General features: G+C 44.1%; 16 protein-coding genes. 3 read left to right on the forward strand and 13 right to left on the reverse strand.

Annotated elements, in window-relative coordinates; translation table 11 throughout:
* Nucleotides 1-130: 130 nt before the first annotated feature.
* The 10 genes from DXX92_RS19370 to DXX92_RS17880 all read right to left on the reverse strand — a co-directional run bounded on the left by DXX92_RS19370 (nucleotide 131) and on the right by DXX92_RS17880 (nucleotide 10,928).
* Nucleotides 131-694 (reverse strand): prepilin-type N-terminal cleavage/methylation domain-containing protein, encoded by a 564-nt coding sequence (locus tag DXX92_RS19370; protein ID WP_116002019.1) that lies wholly within the window; start codon nucleotides 692-694, stop codon nucleotides 131-133.
* 209 nt (nucleotides 695-903) lie between these two features.
* Entirely contained in the window at nucleotides 904-1,788 is an 885-nt protein-coding gene (hflC, locus tag DXX92_RS17840) for a protease modulator HflC (protein WP_116002020.1), read from the reverse strand.
* 3 nt (nucleotides 1,789-1,791) lie between these two features.
* Nucleotides 1,792-2,949: an FtsH protease activity modulator HflK gene (hflK, locus tag DXX92_RS17845; protein WP_116002021.1), complete on the reverse strand. Its 1,158-nt coding sequence runs from the start codon at nucleotides 2,947-2,949 to the stop codon at nucleotides 1,792-1,794.
* A 67-nt stretch (nucleotides 2,950-3,016) separates the two neighbouring features.
* Nucleotides 3,017-4,303 carry a ribosome rescue GTPase HflX gene (gene hflX, locus DXX92_RS17850; protein WP_116002022.1) on the reverse strand — a complete coding sequence of 429 codons (1,287 nt, stop codon included), beginning with the start codon at nucleotides 4,301-4,303 and terminating at the stop codon, nucleotides 3,017-3,019.
* A gap of 39 nt (nucleotides 4,304-4,342) precedes the next feature.
* On the reverse strand, nucleotides 4,343-4,591 hold the full coding sequence (hfq, locus tag DXX92_RS17855) for an RNA chaperone Hfq (protein WP_116002023.1): 249 nt from the start codon (nucleotides 4,589-4,591) through the stop codon (nucleotides 4,343-4,345).
* A 91-nt stretch (nucleotides 4,592-4,682) separates the two neighbouring features.
* Nucleotides 4,683-5,618, reverse strand: a complete 936-nt coding sequence (gene miaA / locus DXX92_RS17860; protein WP_116002024.1) for a tRNA (adenosine(37)-N6)-dimethylallyltransferase MiaA — start codon at nucleotides 5,616-5,618, stop codon at nucleotides 4,683-4,685.
* A 6-nt stretch (nucleotides 5,619-5,624) separates the two neighbouring features.
* Complete coding sequence (gene mutL / locus DXX92_RS17865; protein ID WP_116002025.1) at nucleotides 5,625-7,562, reverse strand: DNA mismatch repair endonuclease MutL; 1,938 nt, start codon at nucleotides 7,560-7,562, stop codon at nucleotides 5,625-5,627.
* 2 nt (nucleotides 7,563-7,564) lie between these two features.
* A complete protein-coding gene (locus tag DXX92_RS17870; protein WP_116002026.1) occupies nucleotides 7,565-8,881 on the reverse strand; it encodes an N-acetylmuramoyl-L-alanine amidase in 1,317 nt (438 codons plus the stop codon).
* Entirely contained in the window at nucleotides 8,882-9,403 is a 522-nt protein-coding gene (tsaE, locus tag DXX92_RS17875) for a tRNA (adenosine(37)-N6)-threonylcarbamoyltransferase complex ATPase subunit type 1 TsaE (protein WP_116002027.1), read from the reverse strand.
* Nucleotides 9,404-9,407: 4 nt separating this feature from the next.
* Nucleotides 9,408-10,928 (reverse strand): NAD(P)H-hydrate dehydratase, encoded by a 1,521-nt coding sequence (locus tag DXX92_RS17880; protein WP_116002028.1) that lies wholly within the window; start codon nucleotides 10,926-10,928, stop codon nucleotides 9,408-9,410.
* A gap of 13 nt (nucleotides 10,929-10,941) precedes the next feature.
* Here DXX92_RS17880 and queG point away from each other — a divergent pair, with 13 nt between their 5' ends.
* A complete protein-coding gene (gene queG / locus DXX92_RS17885; RefSeq protein WP_428977350.1) occupies nucleotides 10,942-12,150 on the forward strand; it encodes a tRNA epoxyqueuosine(34) reductase QueG in 1,209 nt (402 codons plus the stop codon).
* Nucleotides 12,151-12,198: 48 nt separating this feature from the next.
* Here the strand turns inward: queG and DXX92_RS17890 are convergent, their stop codons facing one another.
* The 3 genes from DXX92_RS17890 to DXX92_RS17900 all read right to left on the reverse strand — a co-directional run bounded on the left by DXX92_RS17890 (nucleotide 12,199) and on the right by DXX92_RS17900 (nucleotide 16,846).
* On the reverse strand, nucleotides 12,199-12,378 hold the full coding sequence (locus DXX92_RS17890) for a DUF1289 domain-containing protein (RefSeq protein WP_116002509.1): 180 nt from the start codon (nucleotides 12,376-12,378) through the stop codon (nucleotides 12,199-12,201).
* A 97-nt stretch (nucleotides 12,379-12,475) separates the two neighbouring features.
* On the reverse strand, nucleotides 12,476-16,114 hold the full coding sequence (locus tag DXX92_RS17895) for a hypothetical protein (protein ID WP_147301987.1): 3,639 nt from the start codon (nucleotides 16,112-16,114) through the stop codon (nucleotides 12,476-12,478).
* 243 nt (nucleotides 16,115-16,357) lie between these two features.
* Nucleotides 16,358-16,846, reverse strand: coding sequence for a DUF4442 domain-containing protein (locus DXX92_RS17900; RefSeq protein WP_116002031.1), 489 nt, complete (start codon nucleotides 16,844-16,846; stop codon nucleotides 16,358-16,360).
* A 170-nt stretch (nucleotides 16,847-17,016) separates the two neighbouring features.
* Between DXX92_RS17900 and DXX92_RS17905 the strand changes: the two genes are divergently transcribed.
* Entirely contained in the window at nucleotides 17,017-17,523 is a 507-nt protein-coding gene (locus tag DXX92_RS17905) for a phosphatase PAP2 family protein (protein WP_116002032.1), read from the forward strand.
* Between the two features lie 5 nt (nucleotides 17,524-17,528).
* A complete protein-coding gene (locus tag DXX92_RS17910) occupies nucleotides 17,529-18,557 on the forward strand; it encodes an MJ1255/VC2487 family glycosyltransferase (RefSeq protein ID WP_116002033.1) in 1,029 nt (342 codons plus the stop codon).
* Nucleotides 18,558-18,579: the final 22 nt, after the last annotated feature.

Raw genomic sequence — 18,579 nt, forward strand, 5'->3', positions numbered from 1 at the left:
ATTGAGTCCAAGTTTTATTGGTTAATTTTACAGCATAAAACGGAAAGGTTTGCCGCTCAACACGTACGATACCTAAGCTAATTTTGCGATTAATCAACTCAATCAATTAGTTGAGAAAAATCATATAAACTCAACATGAAGTAGAAGTTTGTGACCCGCAAGCGCTGACCTGACCGTTAAGCGAGTTGTATAACACACCGAGCTGAGCTGTGGTTCTTCCAGCCGTATCGCCATTCGCTCGGTAGACGAAAGAGCAAGATGTATTGCCACTATGACGAAAACTTTGAAAGTCTTCAGAGGTATCAGCATCAGCTCGCGGACCATCAATTAATAGATAATTCCACAGCGAATGGCATCCTGCATTACCTCGGCCGATATTATCATTGGCATTTCCTTTGTTAATCCCAATGGGCCAGCCATTAGTGCTCATATCCAAAGTGCCATCACCAAAATCTGGCATATTTTGAATGCGCCCAGGTTCACCAGATATTTGCCAGCGCAAATGAGCATCGTCCACCGCTTTTTCAAAGTTAGCTGCAAGCGTACGAATCACCGCTAAATTTGCATCATCCGTTAGATCAATAAATCGAGGTATTGCCGTTACGGCAATGATGCCAAGAATAACGATAACAACAATAAGCTCAATCAGTGTAAAGCCAGTGCTTTTATTACTGTCCATTATTCTACTACTCATATAAACAAATCCTTTTGCGCATAAATTAGGTTAAAGCAAGAATAGCTTGCAGTATGCAAGCCCCTATTCAGATGATAGCAAAGCTCTTGATGTAATAAGCGACAAGCAATAAAAAAGGCCACAAAATATGTGGCCTTTTAGGCAAATTAAGTAACTCACTTAACACAAAGTTTTAACCCAAGGCTTAAACCCCAGTTTTTAACCTTAAGTTATTTACCTTGTTTACCGTTTTTCAGGTAATTGAAGAAGTCACTGTCAGGTTTAACAACCATGATATCGCTTTTGTTGTTAAAGCTGTTCTCGTATGCTTCTAAACTACGGAAAAATGAATAAAACTCGGCGTCTTTACTGTATGCATTAGCATAAACTTTTGCTGCAGTCGCATCGCCATCACCGCGAATTTGCTGAGCATTCTTCTGCGCATCAGCCAACATTACGGTGACTTTTGCATCAATTTCTGCACGAATGATTTCTGACTGCTCTTGGCCTTTCGAACGGTGTTCTTTAGCTACCGCGTTACGTTCAGCACGCATACGTTCAAAGATTGAGTTACTCACCTCATTTGGTAAGTTAATCGCTTTTACACGTACGTCAATAACTTCAATACCTAAGTCATCACGGCTACTCTCAGCACTCTCACGCGCTTTCGCCATCAAACCGTCACGGTCACCCGAAACAATTTCTTGAATAGTGCGAGTACCAAACTCAGTACGCAGGCCGTTGTTTACTTTCTGCTTCAATAAGATGGAGGCTTGATCAAAGCTACCCGAAGTACGTAAGTAAAATCTTGAAAAGTCAACAATACGCCATTTCACGTATGAATCGACCATCAAATCTTTTTTCTCAGCAGTAACAAAGCGATCTGGCGCTTCATCTAGCGTTTGAATACGAGCATCTAAGCGTTTTACATTTTCAATTAATGGAATTTTGAAGTGCAAACCTGGCTCGTAAATACGCATTTCGCCTGTAGCAGCGTCTCGCTTAATTTTTGAGAATTGGAAAACAATGCCACGTTGGCCTTCAGGCACTACGAACACTGACGATACAACCAAAATAAACAGTAGTGCAATTGCTGTCACAATAAAGTTTTTCATTGCTTAGTTTCTCCCACTGTTGAATCGGTCATTGCGACCAGTGTTGCTAGTTGGTGACGAGTTTTTGCCCGTACTAGCAGGTACACTGCTCACTGATGACGGAACGATACGTGTTGGTGCGGCTTGCTGCTGCATGATTTTGTCCAGTGGTAGGTACATCATGTTATTACCACCTTCAACATCAACCATTACCTTGCTGGTATTGCCGTATACTTTTTCCATGCTTGCCAAGTACATACGCTGACGAGTCACGTCTGGCGCAGCCTGATATTCAGGTAAAATTTTCTCAAAACGAGCGACGGCACCTTCTGCTTCAAGCACGGTTTGTTCTTTATACGCAAGTGCCTCTTGCTCCATACGGTTTACACGACCACGTGCTCGTGGTTCGATACTACGCGCATAAGCTTCAGCTTCTTGAATAAAACGTTCTTCGTCGGCTTGAGCCGCAATAGCATCATCAAATGCTTCTTTGACTTCTTCTGGTGGACGTGCATCTTTAAAGTTAACGTCAACCACCAGTAAACCTAAGTTGTATGACTCGATAATACCGTCAAGTTCTTCACGCACTTTCTGGCGCACTACTTCACGACCACTGGTTAACACATCATCCATTTTCGCGTGGCCAACAACGTAGCGAAGGGCACTGTCAAGCGCGTCACTCAAGCTGTTGTCAGCATTAGTTACGCTGAACACATAATCACGAGGATTGATAACGCGGTATTGAATTTCCATTTCAACACGTACAACATTTTCATCCTGCGTCAGCATAAAGCCTTCTGCACGAATGTCGCGAGTCGTTTGTACATCCACTGGAATGATGTTTTCAATGAAGGTCCACTTCCAGCTCAAACCTGGCTCAACAACACCAACATATTCACCAAAACGCAATTTAATGCCACGTTCAGCTTCTTTAATGGTGTAAACACAAGTGAATAGGTAAGCGACTAACGCAATAATTAGCGCTAAGGTGACAGCAATGCCTGAGAAATTATTACCTGCACCGCCAGCACTAGCTCCGCCGCCTGATTTCCCACCAAACAGGCCATTGAATTTATTGCCTAAATCTTTAAATAAATCGTCTAAATCCGGTGGTCCTTGATTGTTACCACCTTTGTTTTTCCAGGGATCTTTATCGTTATTCCCCGGCTCATTCCACGCCATGACGCACTCCGCAACAATGTGACTTTGATATTAAAATTATAAAGAAAGCCAATAATATATCAGCCTGTTAACTTTCGATAAAGCGTTCCACGCTTGCTTTGTCTTGTTTAATCAACCGATTCCACTCTCGCACTGGCAATTTTATATCGACTAAGCAGTTGCCCTGCTCGTCATAATCTTCATGTGAAATACAATTAAGTTGGTACAAGGCACCGAGCAACTTGCCTGCAGTAGGGGGGATTTTGAGACTGTGTTTGACCACTTGGCGTCCCATGCGCTCTGCCAATGCTTCAAATAACAAGTCAACGCCAATATTCGCTTGCGCTGACAACCACACCCTAATTGGCTGACCGTTTTCATCTCTGTCGATACGAGGCTGACAGTCAGTTAGTTTATCTATTTTGTTACAAATTAATAACTGTGGAACATCACCCGCTTCAATTTCATCCAGCACACTTTGCACTTCATGGATGTTCTCAGAGCGCCTTTCATCAGCAATATCGATAACATGCAGTAAAAGCTCAGCTTCTCTGGTTTCGGTTAATGTTGCTTTAAAGGCAGCGACTAAGTCATGGGGTAAATGGCGAATAAAACCAACTGTATCCGCCAAAATAGCACGGCCAACATCTTCGATTTCAATTTTCCGAAGTGTCGGATCAAGCGTGGCAAATAATTGATCAGCAGCGTATACATTAGCTTGAGTGATCAAATTGAACAGAGTCGACTTTCCTGCATTGGTATAGCCAACCAAGGATAGTGTTGGAATTTCAGCTCTGACCCTTGAGCGACGACCTTGCTGACGTTGTTTTTCAACTTTTTCAAGGCGCTTACCAATATTGTTCATGCGCTCACGCAATAAACGTCTATCCGTTTCAAGTTGGGTCTCACCCGGACCACGTAAACCAATACCACCTTTTTGTCGCTCTAAGTGAGTCCAACCGCGGATCAAGCGGGTGCTGATATGTTTTAGTTGAGCAAGCTCAACTTGTAACTTACCCTCATGGGTTCGGGCTCTTTGCGCGAAAATATCAAGAATAAGCGTTGTCCGGTCAATAACGCGACACTGACATAAAGCTTCAATATTTTTTTCTTGGGAAGGTGAAAGTGCATGGTTAAACAGCACTACGTTAGCTTGATAGAGGTTTACTGCATCAGCAATTTCTTCTGCTTTACCGCTACCAACAAAATATTTCGGGTGAGGCGAATTACGCTTACCAGTAACCACTGATAGCGCATTAACGCCAGCAGATGAGACTAACATTTTGAATTCTTGTAGGTCTTCTCTGCTGCTTTCGTCGGGAAAGTCTACATGAACAAGTATTGCCTGCTCACCTGCTTGATAGCGATCAAACAAATGAGCAACTCCATACAATACCGAATGCAATCATGGAAATTAACTGTCCTGATTAAAGTCAGGCTGCCCTTGAGGTGCTGTATTTACTGCGCGAGCAGGAACTACGGTGGAAATAGCGTGTTTGTATACCATTTGACTCACGGTATTTTTAAGTAAGATAACAAATTGGTCAAACGACTCAACTTGCCCTTGTAATTTAATACCGTTAACTAAGTAAATTGCTACAGGAATGCGATCACGACGAAGCGCATTTAAAAATGGGTCTTGTAAAGATTGCCCCTTTGCCATTCTTTGGCCCCTTTTGTTATTGTTAGATAAATTAAGCTAAAAAGTTTTTATTAATCAAATAGTCAGTAACAAGCTTAGTATAATACAAAGATTAAAGTTTGCTCACTGCCGACAATACTTGTTGTAGGTTAGTACTATCTTCCATGTCTAACCGATGTAAATTTGGCCAACTCCTTAACCAAGTTAGCTGTCTTTTTGCCAGCTGTCTAGTGGCACAGACGCCACGGAACACCATTTCTTCGAAATCGCATTCACCATTAAGATGTTGCCACATTTGACGATACCCTACACATCGAATTGATGGTAGGTCTTCGTGCAAATCTCCCCGAGATTTAAGCTTAACTACTTCTTGCTTGAAATCTTGTCCAATCATTTGATTGAAACGCAGTTCAATACGCTGATGCAAGGTTGCGCGATCTGCAGGCGCTATCGCAAATTGTAAAACATCTCCTTGTAGGGTATCACCTTTTATTGCCGTTAATTGTGTCAAAGTGTTTCCCGTCAAACGGAACACTTCTAATGCACGCGTTAATCGCTGCGGGTCATTGGGATGAATACGCTCAGCCGAAACAGGATCGACTTGCTTAAGCTCATCATGCAAATATTCCCAACCGTTAATTTGCGCTTGCTGATTAATTTCGGCGCGCACTGCTGGCGATGCCTCTGGCAATGGCGATATGCCATCAATCAGACTTTTAAAGTACATCATAGTTCCACCAACAAGCAGTGGAATTTTACCCTGTGCGCGAATATCAGCGATTTCACGCAGCGCATCACGACAAAAATCAGCCGCAGAGTAACTTTCACTCGGATCGATAATATCAATCAAGCGGTGCGGGTACTGTGCTTGTTCTTCCGCCGTTGGTTTAGCGGTGCCAATATCCATTCCTTGATAAACTAGCGCCGAGTCAACACTAATGATCTCGCACGGTAAGGCATCATAAAGTGCCATTGCAAGTGCCGTTTTGCCAGAAGCCGTAGGCCCCATTAAACAAATAACAGGAGGTTGTTTATCAAGGTTTGTCATATCTTTCTAGTGTAGTTGAGATATCGCAGAAGTAAGGTCAACCGCGACGGATTTCAAGTCACATACTTGATTTAATTGGTCTCCTAGCACGGTTTCTGCTTGCAACCACAATTGCTTGGCACTGGCTGTATCAAAGTTTTTCGGCGTCATTAAAGCGGCAAATTGTTGTCTAAATGCATTGCTAAGCTCTGCGTCTGAAGGGTCACTACTACTTGTGTAATCAAGCATTTGCTCAATTAGTGTTTGCATGCAACTAGCAACATCGTGCTCGCGTAACATGGCCGGAAATTGACGAATTTGCACCTTTTTACCCGCCTGAATCTGCACGCCAATGCCCGCTTGTTCGATTAATGCCATATGGCTATTCAGCCAACTAACCGATTGCTCACTCATGTTCAGTACAATTGGCAACAGCAATGGTTGGCTGGTTAACCCTTGCTGCCAACGTTGTTCCACCAGCACTTGGTTAACGGCCATTGCGACATCAGCCAGTTTAACCACGGCCAACGATTGTTTACGATTTATTAAGGCGACTTGCTCATCAACTAGATGCAAAAATTGTGGATGCTCAATTACAGGCTGAGCGCCCGGCGAGTTTTCGGCTGCCTTATGTTCGACGGCTTGGTTTTCATTGGCTTTGCTTTCGACGACTTTAGGCGTCATCAATGCTTGATAACTCTGCGCGGCTTGGCGAATATCTGCGCTATTGGATGAATGAGAGGCGTGATAGCCTGATGAGCTAGCTGACGAATTTCCTGTTAACCGAGCAGAACTATAGCCCATCGGCGAAGCTTCACCCACATGCTCTGCCCGTCTTAGCGGCGCAACATAGTCTCGCGAATCATCATTGGCATTTGCGCCCTGCTCAGGGGCCAGTGCAGCCAAGCCTTGCTCTGTACCTTCTTGAATAAAGGTTTCATCACCAGCTAGAGGAACTTGCTGCGAGAGCGCTTGCTGTAAAGCTTGCTGGCAAACAGTGTAAATAAAATCATGGACGTAGCGCCCTTGATGGAAGCGCACTTCGTGTTTGGCTGGGTGAACATTCACGTCCACTTCTTTGTGATCTAAATTTAAGAACAGTACGAATGCTGGATAACTATCGTTAGGGATCCAATCAGAAAATGCTTGGCGAATACCGTGATTAATCAGCTTATCGCGCATCATGCGTCCGTTGACGTAGCTGTAACATAAATCATTTTGACTTCGATGTTGCTCAGGATGCGCTAGCCAGCCCCACAAGTGCAATCCATCATGCTGGCAATCAACAGTGACCGCTTGCTCGATAAACTTTTGCCCACAAATCATCCCAACACGTTTAGCATACTGCGCCGAGTTTTTTATTGCGCGGTATTGGCGAATCATTTTGCCATTGTGAGTGAGCGAGAAGCTCACATCGAAACGCGCCAGCGCGATACGGCGCAACACTTCATCAATGTGAGTAAACTCGGTTTTTTCGGTCCGCAAAAACTTACGGCGTGCAGGTGTGTTAAAGAATAGATCATTAACTTCAATGGTGGTGCCATTGGGGTGCGCGGCGGGTTGCACCGTCACAGCCATATCTCGGCCAGTTGCGAAAGCTTGCCACGCATTTTCCTGCTCTGCTGGTTTTGAAGTTAAGGTTAAGCGTGCAACTGAGCTAATACTCGCTAGCGCTTCACCGCGAAAACCAAGGCTGGCAATTGCTTCCAAGTCATCAAGATCTTTAATTTTACTGGTTGCATGACGGCTTAAAGCTAACGTCAGCTCGTCTTTCGCAATACCCTTGCCATTGTCAGCAATGCGAATCAGCTTAGCCCCGCCTTTTTCGATGTCGATGGCTATTTTGGTCGCGCCAGCATCCAAGCTATTTTCTATTAACTCTTTCACTACTGATGCCGGACGCTCAACCACTTCACCCGCGGCAATTTGGTTTGCCAAGCGGGCTGGTAAAATCTCAATCGCCATTGTTAAGCTCGAGGAATTTTTAGGGTTTGCCCAATACGTACTGTATTGCTGCTAAGATTATTTGCTGATTTTAGCTGACCAACAGAGACCTTATATCGCTGCGCAAGTACCGACAGCGATTCTCCCTTGGCAACACGGTGCTTTTTATAGCCTGTTGACGCGTATAATGTGTCAGCTGGGGGTGCATCCATAAAGTAATTATGGACTGCTGTTAAAATGGCTTTTGCCAATTTTTGCTGGTGTTTGTCACTATTTAAATTGCGCTCTTCCGCAGGGTTAGAGATAAAGCCCGTTTCAATTAGCACCGATGGAATATCAGAAGACTTTAAGACGGCAAGGCTCAAGCCTTCAGGACGCTTCTTATGCATTCTGGTCACTTTCTTCAGCTCTTTAACCGCTTGTTCAGCAAAGTCATAGCTGCTTGCCATGGTGTGCTCTTTTTTCATATCAGCAAGCGTGAGCGCTAAGTTTTTGTCTTTGGTTTTTCTAATGGTATCGCCTGCACCGCCAAGCAGCTCAGACTCTTTCTGGCGATTAGCAATCCACTTGGCAAATTCAGAGTTTGCGCGACGCGGATCTTGCACCAGCACAGATGCGCCTCTTGGCTGTGGTGAAGTAAAGGCGTCAGCGTGAATAGAAATAAGTAAATCAGCTTTGTATTTGCGGGCTAGCTGAGTCTTACGATTATGGTTAATGTAGTAGTCGCCAGTTCGAATAAGCTTAGCGCTCAAGCCTTTTTTACTGTTAATCAGTTTGGCTAACTTTTTTGAGATGTTAAGCGTAACGTGTTTTTCATACGTTCCCCGCGGGCCAATTGAGCCGGGATCTTCGCCACCATGGCCAGCAACAATGGCAATCACAATGTCGCGTTTCTTCTTGCTTTCAACACGAACCGTGCGCTTTTCTAATGATTTTTTATCGTATAAATCAACGACAAGACGGTTTCCGTATTGGCCTGCAGGGGCTAATGGAAAAATGGTAGTTTGATAGCTTTGCGCTAATTCCATGACGACGCGAGTGGCACCTTTGTGCTTAGCTTTACTCGTACGTATTTTTAAAATGCGCTTATCATTTTTTGCCAGCTTGCTTAACTCAACGGCATTCGCACTATTTTTAAAGTCGATAACTAAACGGTTAGGGCCCGATAAACTGAAATAGCTGTAATCTGGTTTTTTTGACAAATCAAAAACGACACGGGTATTTTCCGGTGCAGGCCACACCCGAACACCATTAATTTTGTTACTGGCTAGAACATTTAAGCTCACTAACCAGAGGGTTAGCAGCAATGCATACATCCAGCTAGAGCGCTGCCCAATCATCTATTCGTCTGTACCTTGTAAACGAGTGCCTTGCAAGTGAGTTCCCTGATAATGACTAGCTAAGGTATTGAGTACTTGGTTACCCAGCTCAGATTGACTCGTTAAGGTAACAGTACGTTGTTCCGCTTGATAAGCTAAATCAATAATAAGATCTGGCCCTGCCAGCAGCCCTTGGCCTTTTTCTGGCCACTCAATAAAACTACAACTATTGTCGCTAAAGTAATCTCTTATCCCCATAAACTCAAGTTCTTCAGGGTCAGCTAATCGATAAAGATCAAAGTGATAGACTTGCCAAGGTGATAATTCATAGGGCTCAACTAAGGTGTAAGTCGGGCTTTTTACATTCCCTTGGTGGCCCATACCACGCACAAAGCCTCTGGTTAACGTTGTTTTGCCAGCACCCAAGTCACCGTTTAAATAAACGGTAATACCTTTTTGGATATCGCGTTTAACGACCTCTGCTAATGCTGTACCTAAGCCTACCGTTGCCGCTTCATCAGCAAGGAAATATTGTTTTTTCATAGAGTTAATATTGGTTTACTAATTGTCTTATCGGCTCAAATAAGTCGCTGGCTAGCAAGCCGCGCATACCGATGTTTTGAGTAACGAGTTCTGCAGCTTGACCGTGAATGCTAACCGCAAGCCTTGTTGCGTCCATCATCGAGCCTGTTTGTAATATCAATGCCGCTATTATGCCTGATAATACATCGCCCATGCCACCCGATGCCATACCCGCATTACCCGTGGTGTTTACAATCACTTTCTGGCCATCGCCAATTAAACTACCCGCGCCCTTCAACACGCAAATACCACCATATTTTTGCGCTATGGCCGTTACCGCACCAAAGCGATCTGCTTCAATTGTCGCAATATCACAGTCGAGTAAAAAGGCCGCTTCGCCTGGGTGAGGCGTTAGCACCCAATTATTGCTGAAGGCGCGCAGTGATTTCATCGCGAACAAAGCATCAGCATCGACAACCATTGGCTTGTCGGCTTTGAGTGCTGCCTGCATCAGCTGATTTGCCCAAGCATCACGCCCCAAACCCGGACCGATCAAAATGACTTTCGCTTTCTCAACAAAAGAAGAGGAGATCAAGCGCTCTGGCTCACTTGGTGCCAGCATTAGCTCCGGTCGCCCCTGAACCACAATCGCTTGGTTTTCTTGATGACAAGCCACTGCGACGAGAGAGGCACCTGTTCTAAGTGATGATTCGGCGGCCATACGTATCGCACCAGGCATTCCTAAGTTTCCGCCCATTGCCAACACCAAACCAATACTGCCTTTGTGAATGGTTGGCCGTCTTGGTGTAATAGCTGGCAGCCCAGATGTTCCTTGAGCAAATGCCTGCGCAGGAATGGTTTGCACAAACTCAGTTTGCACGTCCAAGGTTGCGAGCCATAAATCACCAATATAATTCGCAGCTTTACCGGTCAGTAACCCTTGTTTTAAAACAATGAAAGTCACCGTAAAATCGGCTGCGACAGCCACATTTTCGACATGCCCTGTGGTCGCACAAAGACCTGATGGAATATCGAGACTAATAATTTGGCTGTAGTGCTCATTGATCGTCGTCAGCAGTTGCTGCCATGCGCGAGTAAGTTTCCCCTTTAACCCAATGCCAAAAATGGCATCGACTAGCCAGTCTCCCTCGAATGCTGCGATCATCTTGTTCGCTTTCGCCAAATCCGGTTCAAACCTGAGGTTAACACTGTCTTGATCAAGCATTGCCAAGGCTTTAGCTGCATCTCCAGTGATCTTCTCTTCGTCAGCAAGGACTAATAAAGACACCATAAAACCAGCCGCTGCACAATGACGGGCAAGCACATAGCCATCACCACCATTGTTGCCTTTGCCCGCCACAATCAGCACAGAGCTTGCTTGTTCAGCCTGTTGGCTGAGCAGCTCAAAAGCTGCTCGCCCTGCCGACTTCATCAATTCAAAGAGCGGAATACCCTTAGCGTCAGCTGCCGCAGCTTCATTCGAGAGTACTTGATTCGCACTGTATACTGGCTGTGGTAAACTAGCCGTCAATTTCATTACTTCCATTTTTTACTCGCCATTGATGACTGCCGCTATCAACTATCAAGATCTTGCAGAAAAAATCAAGCTTTGGGGAGAATCATTAGGTTTTGCACAAATAGGCATTGCCGATATTGATCTCAAATCCCATGAGCCATACTTGCAGGCTTGGCTGGACAATCAATACCATGGTTCGATGGATTACATGGCGCGTCATGGCATGATGCGCGCACGCCCGCAAGAGCTTGAGCCTGGAACAGTTCGAGTCATTAGTGCCCGTTTAAACTACCTGCCACCAAATGCGAAATTTGCACAAACGCTTAAAAACAAAAAACTTGGTTATGTAAGTCGATACGCACTAGGGCGTGATTATCACAAGTTAATGCGCAAGCGTTTGCAGCAATTAGGTAAAAAAATTCAAGACTATTGTAGTGAATTCAACTTTCGCCCATTTGTTGATTCTGCGCCAGTGTTAGAACGACCGCTAGCGGAAAAAGCTGGGCTTGGCTGGGTTGGCAAGCATAGCTTGTTAATCAACCAACAAGCTGGCTCTTGGTTTTTCTTAGGCGAACTACTGGTGAATTTGCCGTTGCCAGTCGACAGTGCTCCCGAAAATCAATGTGGCAGTTGTGTCGCTTGCATAAAAATATGCCCAACAAACGCGATAGTCGCCCCATATGTTGTCGATGCCAAGCGCTGTATTTCGTACTTAACCATTGAAAACCAAGGCGCTATTCCGCTCGAATTCCGCAAAGCCTTAGGAAATCGTATATATGGCTGCGACGACTGCCAATTAATTTGCCCATGGAATAAATTCGGCTCGATTACGCTGGAAGACGATTTTCATCCTCGCCAGCAACTCGATGCCAGTGAATTAGTAAGCCTATTCACTTGGCAAGAGAACGAATTCTTAGCGCGCACGGAAGGTAGCCCAATCAGACGAATAGGTTACCAAAGCTGGTTGCGCAATTTAGCGGTAGCACTTGGTAATGCACCTTATGAGGAACAAATCGTTGAAGTACTTACGGCGAAAAAGCAGCAAGCCGATTTAGCGAGTAATACTGCACTATCGGTTATGGTTATTGAGCATATTGATTGGGCACTTGCTGAGCAGCAAAACAAGGCGAAAGCAATTGCTGTTGAACTAGTGACTATTGATTCAAGCATCACTGAGTGTGACAAAAAAGCTCAACGCTTAAATCAACGCTTAATTCGCTCTATCGAAAAAGGCTTGCCCAGAGACGCATAACAAACAAGGGCAAATACGTATTACAAAGACTTAGCCTGGTTAACCAGGCTAAGCAGGATCGGCGCTATGCGAATCACTTATATCGCGCGCCGCTAATTGCGTCATAATCGCTTGACGTTGCGCGTTGCTATAAGACCGCCAACTAACGATTTCATCAAGATGGCGCTTACACCCTAAGCAATAATCGACCTGATTCAAACAACAATTACGTACACAAGGGCTAGCCATCTCGTAATTAGTCACGTTATGTACCTCGCTATCAATAGCTTCGCCACTGGCTTTTTCACTGATTTTATTCGTAGGCTTTGTAAGCATAGACAATTTACTATATCGCCTCTGCATTTTGTTTTATCAGCAAGACCTCTTGCTTCATTTGTTCGAGCAAGCGCTTGGTATTGGCACTGATAATGCCACTTGTAGAAGCAATCGCGTTATTTTTTAACACATGTTCGAATTGCAAGGCTAATTGGCTTAACCCTTGAGCTGACATTATGTTTGCGATCACACCAACCTCTTTCAACGTCCCCAATATCGCTTGCTCATCTGCATACTTCAATTGTTCAGTAAGCATACGAGCGTGGCCTATGAGTTCATTAACATAATCATCCAACATAAAGGCAGCTAGTTCAGCCGAACCTTGATTTTTAGCATATACGTCAATATCAAAAGCAGCAGGTAATAGCTCATTAAGTTGGCCAGTTGAAGCTAGTGCTGAAAAGGACAAATGCTGACTTACTGCTACTTTGCGCGACACCAACCAAGGTGACAGCCTTTGTATCCATGCTTCCAGCTCAAATACGGCAGGCACCGTATTAACTTGCCAAGCGCTGATATGCTGTGGTGCTTCGCCTTCGTTTTGATGAGTTCCTTCTGGAGTGTTCGTTTCATCCTGATCGCCTAGTTCACCTTTGATACTAAAAATACCGCGGCTAATACCTTTGCCGGCGAGCAATTCAATAACTGGCGAAGCACTAAATTCATTAATAAGCACCAAAAATCGCCCTAAACGCCACTGATTAAGCATTGAAGTTTCATCAACTGCCACTGTCACTTGAAAACCAAGCCAATGAAGCAGGCTTAGCAATGCATGATGCTGGTCAACTTGCTTTACTGCCAACAGTAGCTCAACACTGGTGTGCGTAAATTGGTGCTGGCTTATCGCATTTGATGAGACAAGCTGATTGCTGCTTTGTTTTTGCTTAAGACCTTTGCTGATAGCATGAACAAGCGAATCTCTTGTTAACCAAGCATCCGCTAGAGAAAACAAATCGATTTTAGCTAAATCGTCTTGCTGCTTGTGAATCACGGTTAATGTCGGACGCCTTTTGTCAGGCAATAGGGCAAGGGAGTTTTGAATTACGTGATGATGCGCTGCAAAATCGCCACCAACAACTACCGCATCAATCGCTTTTTGCTTAATTGCAAACTCACTACACTGCGCTTTAAGCGTATCAATATTATCAACCAAACGACACTCAGCTTTAGCTGATGTTAAGTACTGAGTAATACGTTCCCTTTGAGCAAAGCTTGAAGTTAATACCAGTACTTGAGTAAGAGAAAGACTGGTATCAACTTGGTGTTTAGTTGCATTTTCGATGATGGCAACAGGAAAGCTTAACACCAATTCCAACGCAAGCTTGTCGGCCTTGATCGTTTTACTGCTGCTCATAGTATGGTCTGGAGCAGCGCTCTGCATTTGGCCTTGATTAATCGCCACTAACCGCCCGTGCAGAGCACGCAAAAGCTTCTGACAATACGCAGTGTCATGGCTGTTTTCGCTAGCAAGGTCTTTCATTAATTCAGCAATAGGTGATTGATCAAAATTGGCGTGTTCAGTGCTATTACCAGCCAAGTCGAGTAGTGAAAAACTCAATTGCCAGGTTTGTTGGCCTCTTGCTTGATCGGCAACGCTCAACGTAATCAATAACTCTTGCTTGTGAAGACCAGCTAACATTAAGTTGCAAAAACCTTCAATTAGGCGGCTGTAAAGGCCGGTATCAAGGTGAACCTTGTGCCAAACATTAGCCGTTTGACAAATCACCACGTTATTTTTACGTGCAGCATTTTCGCGCGCTAAATTGCCATTAATTGCCGCATTTAGCTGAGAAATGTTGATATCTTGAGGCATCCTTACCCGTTGTTCAGTGGCTAACTGTGCCATGATTTGCAATTCGTTTAGCCGCTTTAAAGCACGATTTATGGCTTTATCGTATGATGGCAGGTACGGCAACTGGTGTGACGTTTGGTGCGATGGCAGGTGTGATGACTGAGGATGACCGTGAGTTTCACTCAGCATACTATTTTGTGATTGCAGTAGCCCTTGAATAAGCATTTTGCTTAATACCTGATAATCGCTGTGTGAGCCTTTAAGCGTCGAACTTCGCTGTTGTTCCAGTGACTCCTTTTGCACACTTATTTGAGCTTTCAGCTGGTTTATTTCACGGTAGACTATCGAGCAATCGGTGCACGTACCTGACCACTTGCCGCTTTCTTTACATATGGCGACATCAACAAAAAGCTCTTCGCTGAAGACTAGCAATACATTTTCAACAGAACTTAACTGGCTTTGCTCATTTACTTCTTGCGATTCAATCTTTCTTACTGACGAGGCAAGAGTATGAAAATTTTGCTTACCAACTAAACGGCGTAAAGCAAACTTAGATAACGAGCGTTCAGGCACAATTTCTGAAGCAAACAGCGCGGCACTATCTATGTGCTCTGATAACGAGATAAGCCCACTTTCAAAAGACCATTGCCAAGTCGCAGCGCATTGCGCTAGTTGTTGCCATTGCTTTTGCTGCGCAGTTGTCAGGCTTTCAACAAATTGTGCAGAATAGGTGTTATTCAGCCTTGCGGTAATGGCTTTTGCCACTTCCTGCTGCCGCTCTGTTACCGCATTGTGCTTGCTTTCTTCTATCGCTCTTTGTAAATAGGTACCGTCGTTGTCAGCAAGCACTGTCGTGGTAAAACTCACCAGTTGATCTAACCTTGCGTGGTGACGACGATGGAGGCGATAAAGCAACAAGGAAGCAATGACGAAAAATAACAATGCAGCTGCCATCAGCCATACAGCCAACTCTGGCTTTAACGGTATTGAAACCGAATACCCTGCCACAGCAGCAGTCACACTATTGCTGGCGTTAATGTTTTTCATCGTCAATGCTGCTTGTTTGCTTAGCTGCGCTTGGTATCGATTAAGCTCAACTATTGCAGCATCTATTTGCTGTTGGAATAGTGAATAAAGCCGCTGTTGGCCCTGCCATTTGCCGAACAACGCATGCTCTGTAGTGAATATGCCGACCACCAATTTCACGGCATTCGTTAACAATTCATCTGAGCTACTCGTTTGATTCTCTGTTTGCAGGAAAAGCCATTGGGATAGCTGTTCAACTTGCGCCTTAATTGAGCTCTGGGTCGCAGGAAAAGGTTGCTCGACAGTATCTTGCAACGATGCTTTTAATAGCAACAAAGCAGAATTAAGTGCCATGTTGGGTTGCGGTGTTTGGCTCGCAAGCATGGTCAAGGCAACGTCTGTTCGTTCAATTGCCAATTGAGTGAGTTTAATATTGCGCTTGGCACTATCACTTAATCGAATTAGCGTCGCTTTTTCATAATTAACTAATGCGCTCAGTTTTGGAAATTTTTGACCACTTTTTACCAGCGACTTCATTGCTGGCTCTGCAACAGTCAACCATGCTTGATGCTGCTCTACAATTTGGGGAGATGGGCTGTGGCGATTTAGCGAATTGACAGCCACTAACAGTTGGTTTGAAATGATTAATTGATCGTTTGTTCGATATACATTGGGTAAATGCTGCTCACGCAGTTGATCTGAGCTGTGTTGAACAATAGAAAACGAAGCTGTGATTAGAGCAATGCTTAACAGCAAAAAAAACAACGCAATTAACCAAAGTGAATTGAGTTTTTTAGCAGTGATTGGCTTCGTATACGCAATTTCAGTCATGTTAATAAACCCAATCATCCCTTACTTATTGTTACGGCCATTGCTGCTACTTTGCTTTAGTTTAAGTTTTTGCTAGCGCTGTAAAAATAAAGCCTCACACATAAACTACTGCCCCAGAAGCACTATTAGATTAACAGTATGCTGGCAGGTTTTAGTGTAAGGCAAAATCACTTAGCCATCATCATGCAAGATGCAGGAATTCGTGTAAAGAGCCTAGGCTCTTTACCGTATATAAAGGATGGTTTACTTGCGCTTTTTAGGTACCCAAGCCCAATTCATTAAACACTCAATAGGCTCTTGTCCTGACTCATCCGTAATGGTCACTGGTACCAGCATGTCGCCTTTTTCTTCACTATTAATGGTTGCTATTTGCGCTTCACTGAGTTGAGCTTTAGCGGTCAGCCCACCTTGCATGCGGCGATTGTAATTGACCGTCATAGATTTCAATAAAGGTAAATGACTGTCTGGCACATTCATACCAAATAAAGTACCCGTGGCTGACTCAGCCAATAACGAAGCAGCAATTGCGTGAACACCGCCAATATGGTTCTGGACGCGCTTAATGTTAGCAATCGTCAGTACCACTTCCTGATTAGAAACTTTTTGCAATTTAATGCGTGAAGTACCTGCATATTTTACTTGTGTGCAGAATAGTTTAGTGAGCAAGTAACCATGACAAAACTCAGGTAACTTGTATATTGCCGCCACCGCTTTACTAAATTTATTTGCCATCTGTTATCCTTGTTATTGTCATTTTATCGCGTAAATGAATATTAAAAACTTATTGTTGTTGATACTGGTCAGACCTGCAAGCTTTTTTCTTAAGCCACTTTTATTATTTGTTCACTAAATAGACACATTTTTGTCAAGCAACGGTCATATTAGCCATCTAGATTAGCGGTATGACGGTATTAAACGACATGTATCAATACGATTTACGCATCTTACGTTGGTGTGTTAAATCGCGTTACCATCAAAAGTTTATTAGCTGTGTTCGCGCCGTTTCGCGCACAGGTGATGGCTATATGCAGGTTTTGCTGCCTGTTCTTATTGCCATTGGCAGTCAAAGCGTTAACTTCTTTTTGTTAGCACTCTTTGCCTTTGCTATTGAGCGCCCTATTTACTTTATTTTAAAGAATATTCTCAAGCGTCGCCGTCCACCAGATATCGTGCCAAACTTTTCCTGTTTAGTGCAACCATCAGACAAGTTCAGCTTTCCGTCAGGCCATACCATGGCGGCCTTTTTGCTGGCAGGGCTGGTGGTTTCAGAACTTGGTTTAATTGCCTTACCCATATATTTTTGGGCCAGTGCAGTTGGTGCTTCACGGGTTATTTTAGGCGTTCACTTTCCATCGGATATTCTAGCCGGAGCTACGTTAGGCTCGGTCATTTTACTCGGAGTAATTTAAGTCGTATGAAAATACTGTTCAGTATTCAAGGAACAGGTAATGGTCACATCTCAAGAGCAAGAATCTTAGCAAAATACCTCAAAGAACATGCTGTCGACGTTACCTATCTGATCTCAGGTCGAGAAAGAGAAAAGCTGTTTGATATGGAAGTGTTTGGTGACTTTATGCACCGCAAAGGACTCACCTTTGTTACCAAGAACGGTAAAATTGACTATGTCAGTACCTTTTTGGAAAACAGTCTGTTCGGTTTTTATCGTGATATCCGTGCCCTATCACTAGCAGAATATGATTTAGTGATCACCGACTTTGAGCCTGTCACCGCTTGGGCAGGAAAATTACAAGGCAAACCCGTTCTAGGTATTGGCCATCAATATGCATTTGGCGAAAATACGCCTCTGGCTGGCGAGTCCATGATGGCTAAGTGGATTATGCGTAACTTTGCGCCCGTAACTAACGCTATTGGCTTACACTGGCACCCATACAGTGACAATGTACTGCCGCCGATCATCGATACCACATTAAGAGCAACAGGCAATAGCGATCTTATCGTTGTCTATCTGCCATTTGAGAATCAGCAACAAGTCAGCGCTGTACTCAATCAACTACCACATTATCGGTTTGTGCAATATTCACCAGAGCTTGAAAACGGTGAGCAAGGCAATGTTAGCCTGAGAAAAACGAGTTATCAGGCGTTTAAGCAAGATTTAGCAGGTGCAAAAGCCGTTATTTGCAATAGCGGGTTCGAACTAATTAGTGAGTGCTTACACCTAGGAAAACCCATACTAACCAAACCACTTAATGGCCAAATGGAACAACACTCAAATGCGCTAGCACTTGAGCAACTAAATTATGCGACGGTAATAGATAAAATCACCACCACCAAAGTTGGTGACTGGTTAGATGTTGCCAAGCAGAATGAAGCAAAACCATTACCCAATGTCGCTAAACATATTGTCGAATGGCTCTTAAAAGGAGACTGGCAGCAGCACCAGCAACTTGGCGAAGGGCTTTGGGCTAGAGAAACTGGCGCTTAGTGAATCAGACGCTATCAAAATT

Origin of the sequence: Thalassotalea euphylliae, assembly GCF_003390395.1 — a bacterium.
Lineage (GTDB): Bacteria > Pseudomonadota > Gammaproteobacteria > Enterobacterales > Alteromonadaceae > Thalassotalea_F > Thalassotalea_F euphylliae_C.